Source organism: Amycolatopsis sp. WAC 01416, assembly GCF_003947485.1.
Classification (GTDB): domain Bacteria; phylum Actinomycetota; class Actinomycetes; order Mycobacteriales; family Pseudonocardiaceae; genus Amycolatopsis.
In genome coordinates this window covers 12,517-35,833 of sequence record NZ_QHHX01000018.1, presented here as the reverse complement: position 1 = coordinate 35,833, position 23,317 = coordinate 12,517, and the positions used below count along the sequence as shown (strand labels likewise).

Annotated in this window: 10 protein-coding genes; 3 read left to right on the top strand and 7 right to left on the bottom strand. The window is 69.3% G+C overall.

The annotated features are described in order from the left end of the window. Positions 1–12: 12 nt before the first annotated feature. From DL990_RS40405 to DL990_RS40380, 6 genes are read right to left on the bottom strand one after another with little or no spacing between them, the layout of a single operon-like run. Positions 13–1,833 (bottom strand): hypothetical protein, encoded by a 1,821-nt coding sequence (locus DL990_RS40405; RefSeq protein WP_125801822.1) that lies wholly within the window; start codon positions 1,831–1,833, stop codon positions 13–15. Continuing rightward, positions 1,830–6,746, bottom strand: a complete 4,917-nt coding sequence (locus DL990_RS40400) for a hypothetical protein (RefSeq protein WP_125801821.1) — start codon at positions 6,744–6,746, stop codon at positions 1,830–1,832. Before DL990_RS40400 ends, DL990_RS40405 begins: the two co-directional genes overlap by 4 nt. Beyond that, entirely contained in the window at positions 6,727–9,744 is a 3,018-nt protein-coding gene (locus DL990_RS40395; protein WP_125801820.1) for a hypothetical protein, read from the bottom strand. The genes DL990_RS40400 and DL990_RS40395 overlap by 20 nt, the downstream gene beginning before the upstream one ends. Then, positions 9,741–10,895: a kelch repeat-containing protein gene (locus DL990_RS40390; RefSeq protein ID WP_125801819.1), complete on the bottom strand. Its 1,155-nt coding sequence runs from the start codon at positions 10,893–10,895 to the stop codon at positions 9,741–9,743. Before DL990_RS40390 ends, DL990_RS40395 begins: the two co-directional genes overlap by 4 nt. A gap of 20 nt (positions 10,896–10,915) precedes the next feature. After that, the gene (locus DL990_RS40385; RefSeq protein WP_125801818.1) at positions 10,916–15,616 is read right to left on the bottom strand and encodes a DUF6603 domain-containing protein; all 4,701 of its coding nucleotides are present in this window, start codon (positions 15,614–15,616) and stop codon (positions 10,916–10,918) included. Position 15,617: 1 nt separating this feature from the next. Further along, on the bottom strand, positions 15,618–18,185 hold the full coding sequence (locus DL990_RS40380) for a M64 family metallopeptidase (RefSeq protein ID WP_125801817.1): 2,568 nt from the start codon (positions 18,183–18,185) through the stop codon (positions 15,618–15,620). A gap of 203 nt (positions 18,186–18,388) precedes the next feature. Between DL990_RS40380 and DL990_RS40375 the strand changes: the two genes are divergently transcribed. Further along, positions 18,389–19,372, top strand: coding sequence for an SMI1/KNR4 family protein (locus DL990_RS40375; RefSeq protein ID WP_125801816.1), 984 nt, complete (start codon positions 18,389–18,391; stop codon positions 19,370–19,372). An 84-nt stretch (positions 19,373–19,456) separates the two neighbouring features. Here the strand turns inward: DL990_RS40375 and DL990_RS40370 are convergent, their stop codons facing one another. Next, a complete protein-coding gene (locus DL990_RS40370; RefSeq protein ID WP_125787941.1) occupies positions 19,457–19,801 on the bottom strand; it encodes an oxidoreductase in 345 nt (114 codons plus the stop codon). A gap of 214 nt (positions 19,802–20,015) precedes the next feature. Between DL990_RS40370 and lpdA the strand changes: the two genes are divergently transcribed. Together lpdA and sucB are read left to right on the top strand one after the other, a co-directional pair. Further along, complete coding sequence (gene lpdA / locus DL990_RS40365; RefSeq protein WP_125787942.1) at positions 20,016–21,389, top strand: dihydrolipoyl dehydrogenase; 1,374 nt, start codon at positions 20,016–20,018, stop codon at positions 21,387–21,389. Between the two features lie 56 nt (positions 21,390–21,445). Next, positions 21,446–23,215: a 2-oxoglutarate dehydrogenase, E2 component, dihydrolipoamide succinyltransferase gene (gene sucB / locus DL990_RS40360; RefSeq protein ID WP_125801815.1), complete on the top strand. Its 1,770-nt coding sequence runs from the start codon at positions 21,446–21,448 to the stop codon at positions 23,213–23,215. Positions 23,216–23,317: the final 102 nt, after the last annotated feature.

Here is a 23,317-nt window from a genome sequence, read left to right as displayed (position 1 = left end):
CCTTCATGTACTTCACGGCGCGGGCGGGAGCGGGAGCGGCGTGTCCACCGCCAGGTCGAACGCCAGCCCGCTGGAGCCCTCGCCCCTCCCGGCACCTCGCCGCGCGCTGAGCCAGACGACGGCGCGCCCGTCGTGCCAGCGTGTCCGGTTGTAGGCCAGGGTGACTCGCGTGCCCGCGCGGGTCACCTCCTCCTCGTGGACGAAGTACTGCGGTTTCCCACCGGCCGGGAGCTCGTCGAGCCCCACCCGGAGCAGGCTCGTGCGCGGCCGCACGGGTGTCGCGTCGACGACGCTCGGCATGGCCGCCCGCTGCAACCGGACCTCGCGGTTGTCTCCCGGTTCGTGCACCGCGATGAACGGGATCCAGTGCCCCGGCACGGAGTTCATCGCGACGTACGAGATCGGCGCGCGCGGCGGGTCTTCGGCGGCCTCGGCGGGAGCGGCGTCGTGCCGCCGCTGCCGGAACGTGGTGACCTCCGCGGCCGCCTCGCTTCCCCGGCGCGGTTCGCCGGCGGGCGTGCTCACGGTCTGTTCGATACCCCAGACGAGGTTCGCGTTCTCGTCGCGGATCAGCAGGACCTCTTCCAGCGCGGGCCCTTCGGTCACCTTCGGCACGCTCGGCGGGAGGAAGAGATCAGTGTCCGCCCGGACGTCCTCGGGGCCGAGGGTGTCCAGGGTGAACATCGACCAGCGTTTCCACTCCTCGTCGCGCCCGTCGCCCGCCGGGGTGATCCACTGCTTCTCCCCGAACACGTCGGTGACGAACAGTCCCTGGATCCTGGACAACGTGCCCGCCGGGAGGTCGCACGGCACCTGGTACCAGTCGTTGGAGAACACCAGGGCGAATTCGAGGAAGACCAGCCGCGCCAGGTCGGTGCTGTCCGGGCGGACGGCGGCGAAGTTGGTCTTCCCGTCCTCCTGCGCCCACCAGCGCGGCAACGGCATCCCGGAATAGCGGACCGGGGCGGGGAACACCGTCCGCGTGAGCGTCGGCTCCGGCGGTTTCGTCCCGCCGAGCGGATTCTTCGGGTCGACCGAAAAGGCGTGCCACTCCAGGGTTCCGCCGGGATATTCGGGGGCGGCCAGCTTCTTCTCCCCGCCCGGCGTCGAAGCGGCCACCGAGAACCGGTGCTCGAGCCTGCCCGGATCCCAGGTCGCGTCGGCCGCCGCCGGCTGGTCGATCAGTTTCTCGTACCAGATCACCAGGCGCTTTCCCAGTTTCCGCAGCGTCTGGCGGTGCAGGATCGCGCCGAGACCGAGCCCTTCGTCGGCGTCCCGTCCGGCTTTGAGGTGCTGGTAGAACAGGTAGCCGTCCATCCGGCGCCCGGAGATCGCCTGCATGGTCGCCCAGACCTCGGGATGCGCCAGCTTCGCGACGTCGTCCGCCCGCGCGGCGTCGGGCAGCGCGATGGGATACCGCTCGACGTAGAACTTCTTGAACCCCAGCACCTGGCCGAGCAGGCCCCCGGCGGAGTCCAGCAGCTTCAGCCAGTGGCGGCCGATCGCGAGCCGCAGATCGAACGCGACCTTCTCGCTCCCGGGGGTGCCGTACGCGAGCGGCAGCCGTCGCCGCTCCGCGACAGTCTCAAGTGGACGGTCGCCGGCCAGGTCCTGTGGTTGCCCCTGCGGTGCCCGGAACCGCGTGGGACGTGACGGTGAGACGGCGTAGGTCACGGTGACCGGGCTCCCCGCGTTCGCGCCGCGGAACTCGCCGAGCTGCCACTGCCGCGTGAGCATCCACAGAGGATCCCGGACCTCGGCGCGCAGCGCCCGGTCGAAGCCGACGGTGCGGGGCCTGCCCTCCAGCCTGGTGAACGACGGCGGTTCGGTCATGACGTGGCCTTCCGATGCGCGACGGCGGGGAGCAGCTGCCCCAGTTCGGTGTCCGCGAGGTGGTCCGGTTCGACCGCGCGGATCTTCGCCAGGCCGAAGGTTTCGGTGATCGCCTCGAGGAGCAGTTCCGGCGTCCAGTTCCCGCCAGGCTCCGGTTTCGGCGGGACGACGAGCAGCATGGTCTGCGGCGGTTCGGAATCCGGGCCGTCGTAGTGCAGCGCGATCCCGGTGGTCTCGCGGGCGGCGGGGATCACTTCGGTCCATTCGTCGAGCAGGAGCCCGCATTGGCTGTCGTTGCCCAGCGATGCCTTGTAGTGCGCGGTGTACAGCAGCCTGTCCTGGTCGAGTTGCTCGTCCACCTTGGCCGGGTCGAAGAATTCCATGGCCAGCCAGTGGTCGTTCTCGACGTACGGGAGCTGGACAGGGGTGAGTACCGGTTCCTCCCAGCCGAGGATCTCGGTGCCGAGCAGCCCGCCCGGGGCGAGCAACGCACCGGCCAGCTGCACCGTTTTCTCCCACAGCCGCGGCTTTTCACGGACCCGGGCCATGCCGTGCAGCCAGTCGTCCACCGGGAAGTCGCGGCCGTTCGGGTCGTCGATGTCGCCGGGCTTGAGGTGAGCGACCAGCTCCCGGCTGTCGGCGCGCGCGTCACGCCAGCGGTCGAGGACCTCTTCGGACGGCGTGAATTCGGGCACGACCAGGACGTCCTCGCCGAGCAACGCCTTGAGGACGTCGATGCCGGCCCGCACCCGGTCCGGCCCGGTCACGGCCTTGTCGCGGACCGCCAGCAGCTTCTCGGCGGTCTGCTTCCGGCCGCCCTCACCGATGAGCTCGGTTTCGAGCTTTCCCGCTCGTGCCAGCAGTTCCCGGCCGTAGGCGACGACCTGGTCTTCGAACGGCTTCAGCGAAAGGCCTGCCGGGTCGATGTCGGTGAGCGGCAGCTGCCGCGTCACAGCGGCGAGCAGTCCGCTCAAGGTCGGTTCCGACGTCTCCTTGAACTCGGCCAAGCGGTCGAGGCGGATCTCGAACCTCGTCCGCGCCTGACGCACCCGCACCCGCATCCGGAACGGCGTCAGCTCACGCGGTTCCGGCTTGGTGACGAGCAACCGCTCCGCCTGTTCGAGGATCCTGAACCGTTCACCGTCCGATGTGGACGAAGGCAGGGCTTCGTACCGGTCGAGCAGGAGGTTCGCGGCCGTGAGCGCGCGGCCCATCCTGGCCGCCACCCCGGCGACCGCGTCGAGAACGGCGGTGAACACACCACCACGCCACAGCGAAAGCTCACCCCAGCCGCTGACCACCACACCGAAGTCGCCCGCGGCCTTGGCCAGTTTCGCGTACCTGGCGAGGAAGTCGTCGATCTCGTCGAGGATTTCGCCGCCGTCCGGATAGTGCGCGCCGAGGTCGGTCAGGAATTCGGTCACATCGCCACCCAGGTCCGTCAGTGACTCCAGTACCGCGACCTGGCGTTCCCGGCTCAGCGACACGGCCTCGTCGGCGATGCTCTCGACCTTCGCGGTACCGGAGGCGGGGACGAAGTCGGTCGGCCGCAGCGGCCTGGCCGTCGTCAGCAGCGACCGCAGGGCACCGATGAGCGGGGACAGCTCGAAGAAGCCGACCTTGCGGGGAACCCTTCGCGTGTAGTGGATTTCGAGTTTCGCGTCCGGACGCGGACGCGACTTCTCGATGACCACGCCGAGGATCCGGTCGTCGAGGTCGGTCGCCTCCGCGTTCTCCGCCGGCGGAACCGCCCACAGCAGGTCGAGCCGCTGCAATCCGGCCTCGGCCTGGGTCACCACACGGCTCTCCGGCTCGGCCTCGTCCGGACGGGCGGGATCCTTCCAGGTGACCAGCGCGGCCACCTCGGACGGCGAGGGCAGCACGTCGTCGAGCCACTGGTCGACCGCCGGTTCCGCCCTGGCCCGCGGGTTGTTCCGCCCCAGCGGTGGCGCGCCGTGGTCGGGACCGAGGCCGGGGGTGAACTGCAACCCGAGCCGGTGGGTGAGCGTGGTCCCGCTGCGCGGCGTTTCGACCACCGCGGGCTCGGGCAGGACACCGCCCTTCGCGTAGGAGTCCAGCGTGGCGGCCGCGCGTTCGGTGTTGCCTTGCAGCACCTGGTGCGCGCCCTCGGCGACGACGAGGTCCGCCAGCGCGTCGTGCGCGTTCATCAGGGCGTCGACCTCGATGCCGATGTCCGCGAGTTCGCCGGGGTCGGTGACCTCGGGCAGACCTTTGATCTTGTACGGGTAGACCCGTTCGTCCTTCTTCAGGGTCTCCAGGTGGCGGATCAGGGCGAGACCGTCGACGACGTTGCCCGCGTCGACCTGTTCGATGCTCGTCGGCGCTCCCGGCCCCTCCGGCGGCGGAGCCGTTTCGGTGATCTTGTTCGCCGTCAAGGGAAAGTTCAGCCGGAGCCCGGCGATGATCTTGTCGAGCCCGATCCGCCGGTCGTGCAGCCCGCGTTCGAAGCGGTATCCCAGCAACGCGCCGGGCGACTGGCCCTGCCGCATCCCGTCCAGCAGCGACACCGCGACGCGGACCCGGTCCGAGCTCAGGTTCACCGCGAACGTGCTGTCCACGCGTTGCTTGCCGTTGGCGAGGAAACCCGCCCGCAGCACGGCCGCCGTCCGGGCGTGGGCGGGCGACGGCGCGTGGACGTAACCGCCGTTGTTCTCGTCGTACGGCAACGGCTCCGAGCCGAAGATCGCGGGCAGGCCGGGGGGAAGCGATTTCGTGGCCGGCGCCGGGCCGCGCGTGATGTTCTCCAGCCAGCCGTACGCCCCGAGGTGCAGGCCTCGTTTCGGCGCGCCACCGGCGGGGTCGCGGCGCAGCTCCGCCAGCCGCTCGTTGACCAGCCCGAGGCGCCAGGCGTCGAGCCGGTAGGTGGCGCAGTCGAGGTGCTCGGCGAACACCCGTTCCAGCCTGGCCGTCGGCAGGTCCGCGAGCAGGTCGACGGCGGCGAGTTGCTCGGACCGGTCGGCGGCGGGGCCCAGGAGCACGGCGTGCCGCGCGAGCAGGTACAGCAACGCGGCCGGCAGGACGTTGTCGGTGAAGCCCTCCTGTTCGCGCACCGTTTCGAGGTCGGTTCCGCCGTAGTGGGCCAGCCAGTCCAAGTAGTTTCCTTCCGGCGCGTACGACCGGATCTTGTCCACTTCGGACAGTGGCCGGTCGTCGACGACCGGGAGGCGCAGGAGCTCCGCTTCCTCCTCGAACACCTGCTTCAGGAGGTCGGGGTCGCCGTCGTGGTGCCCGAACCGGGCCAGCGTCGTGGTCAGTTCGGCGACCCATCGCGGATCTTCGAAGCTCTGGGTGTCGCGGCTGTGGTACTCGGCCGACGTCGGGTGCAGCGCGAGGATGTCGAGGAGCTTCTGGTGCGGGTCGCCGCCGGGCGAGTCGAGGTACTGGACCCGCCCGAGCGCGGCCTCCCAGTGCGCCGACACCTGCTTCAGCACCTCGTTCAGCGCCGCACGATGCGGTGCGGTGGCGGGAAAGGCGAGTTTGGTGAACACCGTCGTGGGCAAGATCCCGTACGGCTGCCTGCCGATCTTGACCACGGGTAGCGGGCCACGTCCGGAAACGTGTTCCAGGAAGAACTTCCGTGTCTGCGCGAGCTGTTCCTCGGTGAGCACGCCGTTGAGCAGCGCCGTGAGGTAGTGGCCCCAGGTGGCGGGCCACAGCGCGGTGTGCGCCGCCCGGGCGTCACGGCGGTCGGCGGCCTCGGCGTTCGGCACTCCGGCCAGTACCGCCGGGTCGATGCCGAGCAGTTCCGCGAACCACTCGCCGTCGGTCTTGGTCGTCCAGTCCTCGGCGGCCGCCGCGAACCCGGTCGCCGTCGCGAGCGCGGATTCGGCCTCGGTCTTCGGATCCTGACCCGCCGGCGCCTGCTCGGAGTTGTTCGTCGGCGTGCCCTGCGGGAGGAAGGCGAACCCGGCGGGCGTGCGGATCTGGTCGGCGAGCAGCCCACCCCAGTCCGACGCCGACTTCTCCGGGGTCGCCTGCTCACGGAGGCCGAGCACGACGAGCCTGTCGAGACCTTGTTCGAAGGACGTTTCCAGGCCGATCCGGATACCCATCCCGACGTCTTCGGCCGCCTTGAAGTCGGTCAGCCAGGCCAGCGCGTCCGGGATCCGCAGCGCACCGGTCACCTCGGTGACCTTGAGCTGCTTGTCCTTGTCGGTTCCCGGATCGGGGCTGACCGCGAGTTCGGCTTCGACCGGCCCACCGCTCGCGGCGAACACGCGGGTGCCGCCGACGTAACCGTATGCGGTGAACTTGTCCGGCAGCAGTTTCGCCGTCGCGGCCACGGTCCAGGACTCCTCCGCGATCTCGCCCGGTGGCAGCGGGGGGAGTTCCAGGAACGCCACAACCACCTTGCTGCCCGTCGTCGACGGCGCACTGTCCATACCGGACGGACGACGATCGCGGATCGTTTTCGCCCGCGCGGCCCCGACGGCGGCGATCAGCGCGATGTCGGCGTCCCGGACCTTCTCCTGGTCGCCGTGCGCACTCCAGACAGCGGTCCAGTACGTCACCGTCGGCGGGCGGTCTTCCGCCACGACAGGCCGCGGCGTGACGACGACGAGCACCGCCGTGCCGACGGGGACCCCGGTCGGCCGGTCGGCCGGATTGGCGGGTTCGTAGGTCCGCGCCAGCCAGGCCGCCCGTCCGGCGGGCACACGCGCGACGAATTGCCGCCACGCCGCCTGCTCGCCGGCCGGGGCGCCGCCGGAAGCCCAGAGGGTGGTCCGGTACGCGTCCAGCGCGGCGAGTTCGGCGCGGGTCGGTTTGGGCTCGAACTTGTCGACGGACCACTCGTCGGGGAACACCCGAACGAGCAGTTCTCGCCCCACGTACCGGGTTTCGACCCGCACCGGTCCGAGCAGCACCGGGAAATCAAGGTTGAGGTCGGGCATCCCGCAACATCTCCTGTGCGTGCACGGCCACCAGGACCGGTGCCTGGAAAAGGATGTAGGCGACGTCGGCGGCACTGACGCCGGGCGCCCACTCGGTGATGAACTCGTCGTCCTCTCGCTGCCGGATCTTTTCCTGGTCCTCTGTTTCGAGGAGCTCGTCGAGGTGGACCACGACCCCTCGATCGAACCGCACGAATCCGCTGCCGGGGTTCCCCGGATCGAGGTGCCCCCAGGTGGCGTCGTTCCAGACCTCGACTTCGGGCAGTTCGCCGGGCGGTGGTTCGTCCAGGCCGAATCGCGGGTCGCCGGGCCGTTCCTTGAGCACGAAGAACCAGCCGAGCCCGTCCGCACCGCCGGAACGGGCCTCTCGCTCGCTCAGTGGGAAGCCGAGCAGGTAGAGATCCGGGGAGACTTTGGCTTCGTAGACCGGAAGGCGTACCAGGTCGTCGCTCAGCGGGACGTTCGCCGGGACGGGCGCGATGGTGCGCTCGCCGGACATGTCCGGAGTGCCGTCCCGCTTCAGCGGCCAGACGGCCTTGTGCGCGTAGATCGAGACGTTGGGGTACTTCTTGAGCAGTTCGCCGCGGATCACCAGGACGAGGTCCTTCTCCTGCTTCTCACCCGGCTTCGGCGGCAGACGGCGGTGGTTGTTCTCGCCGAGCTTCGCGGTTTTGCCCCAGCGATGCAGCGGCGGGATGTCGTAGAGCCTTTCCCGCCACGCCTCCCGTGACTCGCCTGGCTGCAACACCACCGGCCGCGGGTCCCAGAACTGCCGGAACGGTGTCCCGCGCTGGTCGGTCGGGAACTCTCGCCAAAGCATTTCCCGCGCCATTTCGTGGTTGAGCCCGATCAGGTAGGACTCGATGAACTGACGGTTGTTCTCCAGCAGGGTGATCGAGTTCTCCGGCAGCAGCCCGATGTTGGGCACGAAGGTCTCGACCGAGAACTTGAGCAATTCCTCGTACATCGGCATGTCGAACACCGGGTAGGCGAGGATCTCGACCAGGTCCTTGCCGGTGTCCGCACCGATGGCGAGCCTCAGCCGCTCCGGCAGGTTCATCGACGCCACCAGGTTCTCCAGCACGGTCTTCTCCGCACGCAGACCGTCGAGCATGTCGTCGATCGTCTCGATCACGCCGAGCGCCTCATCGACGGGTTCGGCGGCCACGCGCCGGGCCATGCCGAACGAAGCGGTGGTGACCGGCGGCGCGACCTTGGGCCGCGCGGCGAAGACCTCCTCGCGGTCGATCCGGTCCACCAGCAGGTCGAACCGGTTCCCGTCCGTCAGCAACCGTTTGCGCAGCCTCGAACCCGGCCGGGTGATCCGGCGCATCGGCGCGGACATCGGCGCGGCGGCGACCCGGCTTCTGTCCACTTTGTACCCGACGGCGAACAGCTCCGGCTCGGCGTCTTCCGCCGCGGCCCTGGCGAACGCGGTCGTGGCTCGTTCGAGCACCCGCCCGTGCGCCGGTGCCGTCAGCGTCAGCGCCTTCGCAGGCACGGGCCCGTCGTCAAGCGCCGCCGTGCTGGGGGCGTACGGCTTGACATGCTTGCCGTGCAACGCGTTCCCGATCTGACGGCCCAGCTGCGCGGCCCGGATGAGCGCGTTCGCCCGCTGGATGTCGCCGAGCTGGTTCCACGCGGCGGCCATGAACTCCTCTTGCCGGGCCTGGACGACCTTCGTGCCGAACTGGGCGGCGACGCGGTGGCGCGGGTCGAGATTGAGCCGGTGCACCCAGTTGCGCAGTCGCTCGGCCTCCACCGGCTGCCCGTTCTCGGTCAGCAGGGTCTGGGTCAGCGCGGGCCAGCAGCCGTACAACGGCGGGGTGATCACCGGATCGGGCTCGTTCTCCACCGCGGAGACCCCAGCTTCGGCGTTCGCCTCCTGCGGCGGCTTCTTCCGGTACGCGTCGGCCAGATTGATGAATCCGGCCATCGCCCGCTGCCACTGGTTCGGGTACGGCGAGGCCTGTTCGGTGTGGTAGCCGTCCCAGTTCTCGTAGTCGTCGGGATGACCGTCGGTCTTGGGGAGCTGGAGTGCTCCACCGAGTTTCAGCACCCCGGACGGCCGGGTCGGGGTGGTGAGCTCGGGAAGGTCGTAGATCTTGCGGTGCGCGTCGAGGTCACGCCTGCCGACCGGGTCGTCGGCCTCGTAGGGCTTCAGCAGCCGTACGAGGAATTCGAAGTCGCCGACGGTGCTCGTCGTGAAGGACCAGCGGTGGTAGTACGGCAGCACGACATCGCCGGATCCGGTGCCCCAGCTCGGTTTCGTCGCGGACAGGTCGTCGGGAACAGGTTCACCGAGCCCGGCGAGCCTGCCCGCTTCGAACGCGGGCACCAGGAAGGCGTGGTAGGTCGTGCCGGGCTTCAGATGCCGCGGGCAGAGCACTCGCGAGCAGGCGCTGTCCGGTGCCTCGCGTAGCACCCGGGCCAGGTTTCCCAGCGTCCGCGCCATGTCCTCGCCTTCGACGGCGATCCTGCCGTCGAGTTCCCCGTTGACGTGGACGTGTGCCCAGGCGCCGAGTTCGCCCGGCGGTTGGAGCGCTTGCGGGTTCTTCACGGTGATGAACGGCAACGGCTTGTCCGGGACGAGGCCGTCCGCGAATTCGGCCGGGGTCTCGGACAGCACGACCAGCGCGAGCCACGGTGCCAGCCGTTTCGTCGTGTCGTCCGGTTTCGCGGGGCTGTAGCGCCAGGGGAAGTCCTCGTCATAGAACTCGATGTGGGCCAGGAAGTTCGGCTCGAAATTGGTGATGCCCGGCCTCGGCTCGGTGCGGGAGACGGCTCGCGGATCGACGCCGACGACGTCACCCGGCCCGTAGAGCTGCAGCGATTGGGTGAATTCGCGGAGCAGCGCGGGCTTTCCGTCCTCGATCGCGTCGCCGGTCAGTCTCAGTCCGATCGGGATGCTCGCGCGCGGCCCGACGGCGTCACCTGAGATCCGGGTGGTCAGCCCGGTCCGCAACCACGGCAGGAAGGAGTAGGCGTTCGCGCTCACGAACCGCCTCCGAACTTCTCGGAACTCTTCGTCAGCTCGGTCTTCTGCCCGGCCGCCGCCTGCCCGGACCGCGCGACGCCGCCGACGACGAGGACGGTGTTCCCGGCGGCGACGGCGGCGAAGCCCCACCGTCCTTCGACCAGCCCTGGCAACGGTTTCCACTCACCGGCCGCGTATCGCAGGGCGCTGCGGTAGCCGGCCTCGTTCGCGAGGTCGTCGGCGCCCCCGATGACGACGACGGCTCCCCCGTCGACCGCGACGGCCCGATGGAAGGCCAGGCCACCGGGCAGTGGTTTGGCGTCCTTCCACGAACCCGCCGCGCCGATCAGGTCGAACACTTCGGCGGTAGCACGCGCGAACGGGTCGAACGCGCCGTCTCCGGTCACTCCCGGCGCCTTGCCACCGGTGACCAGCACGGAGGTGGCGGACAGCGCCGTCGCCGTGTGGCCGCTGCGGGGATGGCGCATGGTCGCCGCGGGCGACCATCGCGAAGTGCCCGCCGCGGCTTCGGACTCGTAGAGCTCGCAAAAGGCCAGCGCCGGGTCTTCCGTCGTGCCGACCGGCACACTTCCGCCGCACACCAGGACTTTCTTGCCGAGGACCACCGCGATGTGGCCCGTGCGCGCGTCGGTCATCTCCCCCGCCGTCGCCCAGGATCCCGTGCCCGCCGGGTCGAACAGTTCGGCCGAGCGCAGCGCCACGGCCTTCCCGTCCGGCCGGAGCGTGCTGCCCCCGGCCACCAGTACCTTCCCGCCGACGAGCACCGCGCTGTGTCCCCAACGCGCCGTCTTCATCGGGGTCGCGACCGGCGTCCACTTGCCCGTCCCCGGGTCGAACAGCTCGGCCGTCGCGAGCGCGGGACCGCCGTCGGCGCTGATCCCGCCCGTGACGAGCGCTTTCCCGCCGGGCAACGGGGTCAGCGCGTGCAGTTGCCGCGCGGTGCCGAGGGTGAGGGGGTCCGACCACTTGGTCGTGTCGAAGTCGAAGACGGCGCTTTGTTTGACCCCTGCCGACAGCGCGTCCGAGCCTCCGGCGAAGAGCGCCTTCTTGCCGCCTTCGAGCAGAATCGGGCCGTCATGTTGACCCGCCCAGGTCACGGCCGCGAGATATTCGGGCGCGGTCGGTTCGGCCGCGAGCGTCGGACTGGTCATGGAAGCGGTCCCTTCCCTGGTCATGACAGGTAGATCTCGGCCGTCGCGGAAAGTTCGGCGGGTTCCGGCCCCGGCGCGGAGGCCCCGGCGCGGGTCAGGCCGCCCGCGACGAACACGCGGCCGTCGGCCAGGTCGACGGCCGCGAAGTCCCAGCGGCCGTCGGCGGGTGCGCCGGTCGCCCGCCAGGCGCCGGAGCCGGGGTCGAAGGCCACCGTGGCCCGGTAGCCCGCGGTCGCGCCGGGACGCCCGACGCCCCCGATCACGACCGCGCCGATCGGTGTGGCGACGCAGCGGTGCCCGCTCCGGCCGCCGCCGGGCAGATCGGCGACCCTGGCCCAGGTTCGGTCGACCGGGTGGTAGATCTCCGCCGTGGCAACACTTTCCGGCCGATACGGGAGCCCTCCGACGGCGTCGCCGCCGGTGACGAGCACGCGCCCGTCCGGCAACACGGTCGCCTGGTGTCCCTTGCGGGGAACGGCGAGGCCGCCGGTCGGGAGCCATTCCTTCGTGGCGAGGTCGTAGATCTCGCAGGTGGCCAGTGCCCGCTCGCCCTGCCCCGTCGGCACCGCACCACCGACGACGAGCACGCCCGTCACCTTCTTGGTCTTCTCGTCGGTGAGGAGGACGGCCCGATGGCCGGTGCGGGCGTCGGTCATCGGCAGGATCGGCGTCCACTGGAGGGTCCGGGGGTCCAGCAGCTCGGCCGAGGCCAGCGCCGCGCCCCGCGCCGAAACGCCCCCGGTGACGAGCACCTGGGCGCCGACCTGCGTCGCGGTGTGGCCGGACCGGGCGGTGGTCAGGTTCCCCGCGTCCGCCCAGGTCTTCGTGGCCGGGTCGAACACCTCGGCCGAGGCCAGCGGCGTGCCGTCCGCGCCTTGTCCGCCCGCCGCCACGACCCTTCCGTCGGCGAATCGCGCGGTGCCGTGCCGCAACCTGGCCGACTTCAACCGCGAGACCCCGGCTTCCCAGCTCACCGAGACCGGATCGAACAACGCCGTGGTGGTCACCGGTTTCCCGGCCGCGTCGGCGCCGCCGACGACGAGCACCTTGCCCGCGACGAGGCGAACCGCGTCGGCACCGGAAGCCGAAGACGGCGGCTCACCCGCGGACGACCACGTGCCCGGCTCGGTCACGCCCGCGCCTCCGGCCTCGGTGCGGCGCAGGACGTGCAGCTGCCCGGCGAGGCTCGCGTCGGCGACGATCCAGTCCGCCATCGCGTCGGCCGCGCTCGCCTCGCTCCGGAAGTTCGCCAGCGTCGACCCGGCCTTCGACGGCGGGAACGCCTGCAGGTTGTTACGGCGGTACGCGACGACGAAACGATCGCCGGTGACGAGCACCGTCTCGTCCGGCGTGAACGGCTGACGCAACCGGGTTTCGTGCTGGGACAACGGCGAACGCGCGGTGCTGCTGCCGTCGAGCAGCGTCCGGAACACCGCGGGCGGCGGGCTGTACAGCTTCGGCGCGGCGGGCGCCTTGGCCGCCATCCGGACCCGGCGACGGCGCATACCCAGCGTGGTCACCGTTTCCGGCCGCTCATTGTCCACTATGTACAGTTCGTACCTGGCGCTACGGCGGACCGCCCTCGGCGAGGCGATGGCGCCCTTTTCCGCGACCAGCTCCAGTCCGGCGTTCTGATCCTCGTAGGCGGCGCGGGAAAGCTTCGCCGCGTCGTCGGAATCCTGGAACTGCCCCATGGCGAACTTGTCACCGGTGATCGACGCCCGTTCCATCCCGCTGCCGGGGATCGGGACGACACCGAACCGTTTGCCGTCACTGGGCCGCTGCGCGCCGACGCGATCGATCCGGACGTCGAGCGGGATCGCGCGCTGATGGATGAACAGCGAGCCCAGCGGGTGCAGTACCGGATCGCCGGTCCCCGGCAGCTGCCGCAGGGTGACCAGTGGGTTGAACCCGCCGGCGGGCAGCCGGGTCCGCCAGCCCTCGGTTTTGCGGACCTCGTTCTCCAGCAGCCCGAGCACCGCCACCGGCGGCAGCGCCGTGTCGCGTTCCTCGCCCCAGGTGATGTCGAAGTCCGCCGAGATCTCGAAGAACAGCAACGAGATCGACCCGCGGCCGTGCGCGCGCCACGGCGTCGGCCCTTCCAGCTGGAAGTCGAGATCGATGCCGAACACGCCGACCCCGAACGCCTTCAGCGAGACACCCGCGGAAATCTGGATGATGAACGAGAACGGCGAGAACCGGAACAGCGCGTCGAAGGCGAGATGCCCCTCGATGCCGAACCCGCCGAAACCGAGGCGGAGTTCGGCCTTGGCGCCGAACTGGGCGGTGTTGCTGGTGACCGCGAAATAGCCGGAGACGCGGATCAGCCGTCCTGGTGCGTTGAGGATGTCGATGGACAGCCTCGGCGGTACCGGGAACGGTAGCGGCGGTGGCTTGAACGACGGGTGGAATCCGCCGACGCTGAGCACGAAGTCCGGGTTGTCGCTCCAGTCGACGAGCAGGCCCATCCCGCCCTCGATGGTCATCCACAGGATGCGCGAATCGAAGAGCTGGGCGTAGAACCACAGTCTCGACTTGTCGACCTGAAGCGCGCCGATGAAGTTGACCTGCAGTTTCAGCAGGGCGACGTCTTCACTGGGCAGCACGCATTTCAGCACCCCGAGGATCGCGACGTTACCCGGCGGGATCTCCACGATCACCCCGAGCGAGACGGTGACCAGCGCCGGTGTCCCCCAGCCGATCTTCGCCATCGGCCCGATCAGGAACCGGCCTTCCTCCGGCGGGAAGAACCGCCGGAGGTCGCTGATGATCCGCGGCGCGTTCGCGATGACGTCCTTGGGGAACATCACCGATTCGACGCCGCCGTTGACCACGCCGTCGAGCAGCGCGGCGAAGTCCATCCGCCGGTTGAGCCCGAGCACCCCGCCGACGCCGAGCAGCGTGAACCCGAACCCGAGCTGGATCCCGCCGCCCCCGAACTCGGTGGCGATCACGATCAGCAGCGAGAATCCCTCGGAACCGTCCGGCATCCGCGTGGTGATCAGCCCGATGGCCTTGAGCTCGACCAGCCCGGCGAACTCCAGCTCCAGCGCGCCCGCGTACTCCCCGCGATCCGGGTCGTAGTACAGGTATCCGCCGCCGGAGACGATCCCGGCGTCGACCGACAGCCCGACCCCCTTGGGCGGTTTGAACCCCAGCGACAGGTCGACCGGCCCGAGGTTGCCGTCGTTGCCGGGTTTGAAGGCGAGGTCGGCGGTGAGCCCGATCTGCTCCACCACCGCCGTGATCGGGCCGAGTCCGGCCTTGAACGTCGTCCCGAGACCGATCGGGATCCCGTCCCCCGACGGCGACGCGGAGATCGTGAATCCCTGGATCTCGAGCGGCCCCAGTTTGAGGTGCGCCGCGAAGTTCGCCTCGAGATTCGCCGAACCCCGGAAGTAGAACCCGTGCGCGTGCGAGATCCCGACGACGAGGTCGCCGCCGACGGTGAATCCGTCGCCCGGCAGGAGCTTCGCGATGAAGCCGTCGGCCCCGCCCGGTTTGAAGACGAACTCGAGCCCCTTGATCTCGAACTCGGCGAAAACGTCCACGCCGTCACTGATCCGGACGCCCCCGGTCGCGGCGATCTTGTGGAACTGCAGCCTCGTGCCGCCCTTCGAGCCGATCAGGAGAGTGGGCTCGGCCGCCTTGTCCCCGCGCTCGACGGTCACCTCGATGGCGCCGTCGACCTTGCCGGGTGAGTCCTTTTCGAAACCGACGACGGTCTCGATCCCTTGACCGGGACGGATCCGGAGGGCGATGCCGCCTTCGAAATCGAGCTCGCTCCGGATGAGAAGGGTGAGATCGTCGGTCAAGGGCAGTTCGGCCCCCAGGGTGCCGGTGAAGTACGGCAGCAGCGCCAATCCCGGCGGGACGCCGCCGGCTCCCGGTAGTTCGATCAGCCGGATTTCGGCCGCCAGCCGCCGGTTCTGGGCGAGGAGCCGTTCGAAAACGGTGCCCGTGACCGCCCTGACCAACGGTGCCGTCTGATCGTGCTCGACGTCCCGCAGTACCGCGGCGGTCTTCGACGGCAACGTCCGCACGTCGACGTCCACCCCGAGGCTCATCAGAAGGTTGTCGACCTGCGAAGCCAGCGCGGCGAAGTCGAAGTTCGCTTCCCCCCAGGCGAAAGCGTCCTTGAGCACCTGCCCCGGCTCGCCGAGCAACCGGGGAAGTGCGGCCGGATCGAAGGTGATGTGCGCGTACGGCGGGCGATTACCGGCCGCCGGCGCGTACTTTCCCTTGATCACACCGACACTGTGCAGCCCGAAACCGAGGGCGGGATGGTGGCGCCGCAGGTACGTGACGATCAGGAAGTCGAGCAGCTGCCCGGGGAACTTCTCCCGGAACCCGTCCACCCGCAAGGACTCCGGGATCGCCGAATCCGGCGCGGCGGCGATCCCGTTGACACCGGCGATGACGGCCTGCACCGCGCTGAGCACCCGGGCCACGGCATCGGGGTCGAACTCGGCTTCGACCCCGGAGGACGGGCTTCCACCGACGGTAAGGCCTCCGTCGCCGAGCAGGCCGCGCAGGGAATCCATGAGGGTGTCGAGCCCCGCCGTGAGTCCGGACAGCGCGGGTGGAACGGCATCCACCCGCCAGCCCAGCTTCTGCATGAAGACGATGAACGCCTCCGGCGAGCGCACGGCGTCACGCAGCGGGAGGGTGGCCTGCCCTATCTCGACGAGGACCTTCTCGAACATGCCCGGCCCGGCCATTTCACAGCTCCCCTGGATAGAAGGCGGCACTGAGAATCGCGTGATAGCCCGGGTCCACCCGGTTGACGATCAGCCATTTACAGACGTAACAGAAGGCACCGGCGTCTTGGCCGACCTCCGTCCAGAAGTTCCCCTCACCGATGTGGTTGCGCATCTTGCACGACCCGGAAGGCCGGTAGAAGCCACCGGAGAACTCGTTCCCGCCTTCGAAGAAGCCGATGGTCCTTGTCGAGTTGCAAGGTGGCGCGAACCCTTCGATGTCCTGGGGCTTGTCGTCCTTGTCCCGGACGTGCTCGTGGTCCTCGTCCAGGTTGATCGGGCCCTTCACCACGAAGATCCGCTCCTTCACCTTCGGGTGCACGATGGGAACCACCGCACCGTCCTGGTTCTTGAGCGGCACGTAGACCACGGACCCACGCGCGTACACGGGCAGCGGTGAGGCCGCCCCTGTCAGGACGAAGGTGCCTTTCGTCCGATCGACCGCGCTCACCTTCAGCCCGGCGAGGTGCTGACCGGTGGCGCTCGCCAAGGGAAGCTGCCGCCCCTGGAGGGTGATCGAGAAATTGCGCAGATGGACTTCGAGCCCGTCCTTTTCCGCCTGCTCCCATTTGCCGATGTAGCGAGGATCGATCGTCACCTTGATCCCGCCCGCGACATTCTCCGAAGGCACCTGAAGCTTCGCCGACAGGACCGCTCTCGGCAGTTCGAGCCATTTGATCTTCGTCGGATCGACCAGCCTGCCGGGGGCGGGCGAACTCGGGTCACGCAGGAATCCCAGCACCGTGAGGTTGTCGAAATCGGCATCGGTCGTCTGCGTGGCCGCCCGGCCGTCGCCGTTCGCCGACTCGTATTCGTCACCGAGGTTGAAACTGTGCCCGAACTCGTGTGCCACGACATTCGCGACGCCCGCGATGTCCGGCACCACCCCGGCCAGCGGGTCGCGGCGCCGCATCTCCCGTTTGTCGACGGTGTCCGCGTAGACGATCTGCAGCGTGCGCGCGCTGCCCATCGTCTGCGCGGCGGTGGTACGGGCGTCGATGTTCGACCCGCCCTGCAGGTCGTCGTAGCAGATCATGGCGACCAGGCCCCGGCTCGGTTTGAACTTCGTGGCGTCGGGCACCCAGTTCGGGCCGATGGGATGGAACGGCGCGAACCCGTATCGCAGACCGCCGAGGTACCGCATGAGCGAGCCGCCGGGATTCTCCCGGTTGCCCCCGTGGCGTTCCGGCGGGTGACGTCGCGGATCGAGGGTCAGCCCGCGGGTGTTGCCGAAGTCGTAGAACTCGTAGACCCTCGCGACGAAAGCGCTGAGCGCCGGTGACGGGGTGTCCGCGGGCGGCGGGGTCACCTGAGGGGTCGAAGACCCGAACGGCCGATCGCCGGCACGCCTGCCGAGATACATACCGAAGACCGTGTCGCGCGCGTGCAGGATCCCCGCCGCGTCGTGGGTCTTCCACCGGGCGATCAGCTGGCTGTCCACCAGGTTCGGGTCGAAATCCTTGAGGCTCTGCGTGATCCAGATCGACAGCGGGTCGAACCGGCTTTCGTTGTGCATCGGCAGGCCGACCCTGGCCACCAGTTGCTGCATCGTGTAGCTGGTTTCCTTCTCACCCGCTTTCCCGTTGAAAGGAATGGGGATCGCCTTGGAGAAATTCTCGTCCGTGACCCGGAAACCCGTGGTGAGATAATGCTCGCGCGAGGGCAGGAAAGCCTTGAAGATGTTGAAGCTCCCTTCGAGCATCGCGTACGGCTCATGCCTCGGCTTGTCGAAGATGTCCTGCACGGTCTTGGTGACGACTTCGTCGAACAGGGCGCGGTCGGCGGGGTCGTCGATGAACCCTTCCGGGATGAAGACGATGTCGGCCAGGTCATCCGCGTGCGCCACGTCGGGCGTCTGCACCGGGATCAGGTCCTGGCGGGTCTTCGCGTAGTCGACCACCCGCACCGGCAAGCCGTTCGTCACGCCGAGAAAAGCGCCTTTGATCCCCGTCGGCAGGGTGGGATCCACTGTTTCGGCGAGCCCGCGCAGACGGCCCTGCGGTGTTATCGCGAGCTTCGCCGCGTCGTCGGGAGTCAGCGTCACGTAGCCGTGCCCGGTGATGTCCCCGATTCGATCGGCGCCCGTGGCGTCGTCGCTGAACTTCGCGTAGAGCGACGGCTGCGCGTGCGCCACCCCCGGATTTCCCGGCCGATCCGGTTCGAACGCCGTGGTGATGGAGTCGTTGCCGAACCACCAGGACTCGGCGCGATCATGTACCTGCAGGCGACCGACCAGGTAGATCTCCCGCCAGCGCACCTGGAACAGGAAGACGCCCAGTTCCCTCGCGGTCACCAAGCCGGTCAGCGGGTCGACGGACGGGAGACCTTCCAGCCGCTTCCCGACCTCTTTGTGGGGCGCGAAGAAATCGAAGGCGCATTCCTTGGTGATGTCCGCGAGCGCGTAGCGATCGGGTTTGCCGTCGTCGAAGGTCAGTGCCTGGAAGGACACCCGGAGCGGAGGTGTTCCGGTCCGCGCGACGTGCAGGTCGCAGTGCGGGAAGAACACCATGCCGATGGAAGTGACGGCCATTCCCCACCCCTTTTGTCATCCACGCGCGGAGAACAACCGGATTCGGCGTCGCGGGAAATCCGGCGCGACGCCGTCCGGTCGATCCGGTCGATGCGGATGTCACCAGCGTGGCTGCCGAATGGAGCAGCCGTCAACGCATGGCACGATGAACTGCCCCATGAGGCGGCGGGCAGGGCGAACCCCGTTGTGGCAAGGTCGTTTCCGTGGACAGGGACGCGTATCTCGAAGGTGCGATAAACGATGTGCTGAGCGGTGAGGACGCGACGCTCGACGACCGGATCGCGCACGCGGCGCTGTTGTTCGCCGCGTCCGGGGCGATGGCGGAAGCCGACCGGCTGATCACGCATTGGCACGCGCTCACCGAACGTCCCGTCACCGCGCTCGTCCCGGGCGCCGTGCAGGCCCGCGCGTGGGCGATGCTCTTCGAGGCGTACGGCGCGCGGCCGGAATGGGCGGCCGCGCTGACTCCGCTCGATCTCGACGCCGAGGAACGCGCCCACGACGAGTACCTCGCCCGGCGAGTGTCCGATCTCGACGGTCTGCTCGGCGGCTCCCCGATCGGCGAGGTCGTCTCGCACCTCGGGCCATCGCGTCCGGACCGGTTACGCGACGCCGTCTCGCGCGGCGACCTCGACGCCTGGGCCGGGATCGCCTCGCGCCAGGGCCGCCCGGACGTCGCCGTGCTCGCCGCGACACGACGGCTCGCGCCGCGTCTAGCCGCCGGAGCCGACCCGCTCGGACTCGGCGAGTGGACGGGGCTGTGCGCAGGAGCGCTGGTCGCGGCGCTGTACGAGCGCTACCCGCCGGACACCGGATCGTGGCGCGAGATGATCGCGGGCATCCTCCGGCTGCGCGGCGGCGGCACCGTGCCCCCGGCGGCCTCGGCCAGGAACATCGACTCGGCCGAAGCACGCCTCGGACTCCGGCTGCCCGCTGATTACAGAGAGTTCCTGCTGACCTGCGACGGCCTGCCCGCCGACGTCGTCTTCCCCCGGCTTCTCGGGACGGCGGAACTCCGCGCGGAAGGCGGCGTCGTCGTGATCGCGGACCCGGCCGTCGTGCTGCTCACCGCCGCCGGGGAGCAGTGGCGGACGGTCGAGATCGACCCGGCTTTGGGCACGACCGTGCACCCGACGTTCCGGGCGCTGCTCGAGCGGCACCTGCTGTTGCTGGCACAGGCCTCGTGAGTGGTAAGGCAAAGGTGGCGTGGTCGGTACAGCTGGTCGTGAGTGGCGATTCGGGTTCTAACCCGAATCGCCACTCACGACCACTCAGGCTTCGCCGCGCTTCTTACGCTCGGTGTACTCCCGCATCCGCTTCGGGTAGCCGACCCGGGCGACCTCGTACACGGGGATGGACCGTTTGCGGCCGAACTGCTGCGCCGCGTCCAGGCTCTCGATCCGGCGCCTGGTCCACTCGCCGTCATGGGCGATGAGGACGACGGTGGTCTCCGTGACGTTGGTCTTGGGCTCCACATAGGCCTCGACACCGGTCCTCGAAGAGGCCCACTCCTCGAGATGCTTGAAGTCGTTTGAAGAGGCTTTCCGCAGCGTACCGGGCTTTTGCCCGCCTTTGGAGCGCCGGCGCAGCGAGTCGAACAGACCCACTCCGACCACCTCACTTCCCACTCGTGTCCGATGTCCATTATCCCGACTCGGGCGTGTGCTCCCCGTGGTGACCCACGCGGGCCGTGTCCCGTGGGTCACAGGACGCGGCCTAGGTCGCAGGCTCTCCACACGTAGTGACAAGATGGCAAGTGTCCGCGCGCGCGTATACCGCGCGAAGCGGCGCCAGAGCTCCACCCCTACCGCTTGCCGAGGAGTTATTGAAGTGACCGACACCTCCGCCGACCTTGTGATCCTGGGTGGCGGATCGGGCGGCTACGCCGCCGCGTTCCGCGCGGCCGAGCTGGGCCTTTCCGTCACCCTGATCGAAAAGGACAAGCTTGGCGGGACGTGCCTCCACCGAGGCTGCATCCCGACCAAGGCCCTCCTGCACGCGGCGGAGGTCGCCGACGAGACCCGCGACGCCGAGACCTTCGGTGTCAAGGCCGTGCTGGAAGGCATCGACATCGCCGGGGTCAACAAGTACAAGGACGGGATCGTCTCCCGCCTGTACAAGGGCCTCCAGGGCCTGGCCAAGGCGCACAAGGTGAACCTCGTCGAGGGCACCGGAACGTTCGTCGGCGGCACGACCGTCGAGGTCGAAGGCACCCGCTACACCGGCAAGAACGTCATCCTCGCCACCGGCTCGTACTCGAAGACGCTGCCCGGCCTCGAGCTGGGCGGCCGCATCATCGCGAGCGAGCAGGCGCTTTCGCTGGACTACATCCCGAAGAAGGTCATCGTCCTCGGCGGTGGTGTCATCGGTGTCGAATTCGCGTCCGTCTGGGCGTCCTTCGGCGTCGACGTCACCATCGTGGAGGCGCTGCCCCGCCTGGTCCCGAACGAGGACGAGTACGCGTCCAAGCAGCTCGAGCGCGCTTTCCGTCGTCGCAAGATCGGCTTCAAGACCGGTGTCCGGTTCACCGGCGCCAAGCAGGACGACAACGGTGTGAGCGTGTCGCTGGAGTCCGGCGAGACGCTGGAAGCCGACCTGCTGCTGGTCGCCGTCGGCCGCGGCCCGAACTCGGCCGGGCACGGGTACGAGGAGGCCGGCGTCAAGATGGAGCGCGGCTTCGTCCTCACCGACGACCGCCTGCGCACCAACCTGCCGAACGTCTACGCCGTCGGTGACATCGTCCCCGGCCTGCAGCTCGCGCACCGCGGGTTCCAGCAGGGCATCTTCGTCGCGGAAGAGATCGCCGGCCAGGAGCCGCGCGTGATCGACGAGAGCGGCATCCCGCGCGTCACCTACTCGCACCCCGAGGTCGCTTCGGTCGGGCTCACCGAGTCGCAGGCGAAGGAGAAGTACGGCTCCGAGGTCACCACCTTCACCTACGACCTCGGCGGCAACGGCAAGAGCCAGATCCTCAAGACCTCCGGTGGGGTCAAGCTGATCAAGGCTCCGGAAGGGCCGGTCGTCGGCGTGCACATGGTGGGCGACCGCGTCGGCGAGCTGATCGGCGAAGCACAGCTGATCTACAGCTGGGAGGCGTTCCCCGAGGACGTGGCTCCCCTCATCCACGCGCACCCCACCCAGACCGAGGCCCTCGGTGAAGCGTTCCTCGCCCTCGCGGGCAAGCCGCTGCACGTCCACAGCTGACGTCTCACCGTCGAAGAATCAGACCAAGCAAGACATATCAAGGGAGTCAGCGAACGATGGCCTACTCCGTCACGTTGCCGGAGCTCGGTGAGAGCGTCACCGAGGGCACCGTCACCCGGTGGTTGAAGCAGGAGGGCGACACCGTCGAGGTCGACGAGCCGTTGCTCGAGATCTCCACGGACAAGGTTGACACCGAGGTCCCGTCCCCGGTCGCCGGCAAGGTCGTGAAGATCAGCGCGCAGGAAGACGAGACCGTCGAGGTCGGCGGCGAGCTCGCCGTCATCGACGACGGGACCGGCGGGGTGCCGGAGTCCTCCGGTTCCGCCGAGCCCGCCGCCGAAGAGGCGCAGCCCGAGCCCGAGCCGGAGCCCGCGCAGGAGGAGGCCTCCGCGCCGTCCCAGCCGGACACCGCGCCGGCTTCGGGTGGTGAAGGCACCGAGGTGAAGCTGCCCGAGCTGGGCGAGAGCGTCACCGAGGGCACCGTCACCCGGTGGCTCAAGCAGGTCGGCGAGAGCGTCGAGGTCGACGAGCCGCTGCTCGAGATCTCCACGGACAAGGTCGACACCGAGGTCCCGTCCCCGGTCGCCGGCACCGTGCTGGAGATCCGCGCCGGTGAGGACGAGACCGTCGAGGTCGGCGGGGTGCTCGCGGTGATCGGTGCCGCCGGTTCCGCCCCGGCTCCGAAGGCCGAGCCCAAGCCGGAACCCAAGCCCGAGCCGAAGCCGGAACCCAAACCGGAACCGAAGCCCGAACCCAAGGCCGAAGCGGCTCCCGCGCCGAAGCCCGCCCCGGCTCCTCAGGCCGCCCCGGCTCCCAAGGCCGAGGCCCCGAAGCCGGCGGCGAGCAGCGACAACGGCTCGGACAACGCGCCGTACGTGACGCCGCTGGTCCGCAAGCTCGCTACGGAGCACGGCATCGACCTGTCGTCGCTGACCGGCAGCGGTGTCGGTGGCCGCATCCGCAAGCAGGACGTGCTCGCGGCCGCCGAGGCCAAGCAGAAGGCCGCCCAGGCTCCCGCCGCGCAGCCCGCTGCCGCCGCCCCGGCTCCCGCCGCCGCCCCGTCGGCTCCGCGCAAGGCCGCGGTTTCGCCGGAGCTCGCCGCTCTGCGCGGCACCGTGCAGAAGGCCAGCCGGATCCGTCAGATCACCGCCACGAAGACCCGCGAGTCGCTGCAGATCTCCGCGCAGCTCACGCAGGTCCACGAGGTGGACGTCACGAAGGTCGCCAAGCTGCGTCAGCGGGCGAAGGCTGCCTTCAAGGAGCGCGAGGGCGTCAACCTGACGTTCCTGCCGTTCTTCGCGAAGGCCACCGTCGAGGCGCTCAAGCAGCACCCGAACGTCAACGCGTCCTACAACGAGGACACGAAGGAGATCACCTACCACGGTGCGGTGCACCTGGGGATCGCGGTGGACACCGAAAAGGGTCTGCTGTCGGTGGTCATCCACGACGCGGGTGAGCTCAGCCTCGCCGGTCTCGCGCACCGCATCGCGGACCTCGCGGGCCGCGCGCGTTCGGGCCAGATCAAGCCGGACGAGCTGTCGGGCGGCACCTTCACGATCACGAACATCGGCTCCAACGGCGCCCTGTTCGACACGCCGATCATCGTGCAGCCGCAGTCCGGCATGCTCGGTACCGGCGCGGTCGTGAAGCGCCCGGTCGTGATCGCGGACGCCGACGGCAACGACACGATCGCCGTCCGGTCGATGGCGTTCCTGCCGCTGACCTACGACCACCGCCTGGTGGACGGGGCCGACGCGGGCCGCTTCGTCACGACGATCAAGCAGCGTCTGGAAGAGGGCAACTTCGAGGACGAGCTCGGTCTCTGATCCTCGGGTAGCCGATCAAGGCCCTCGTCCCGCTTCGGCGGGGCGGGGGCCTTCTTCTTTCTCTCCGCAATTCGTCACCTACTTGCGAGGGTTTGACAGGCC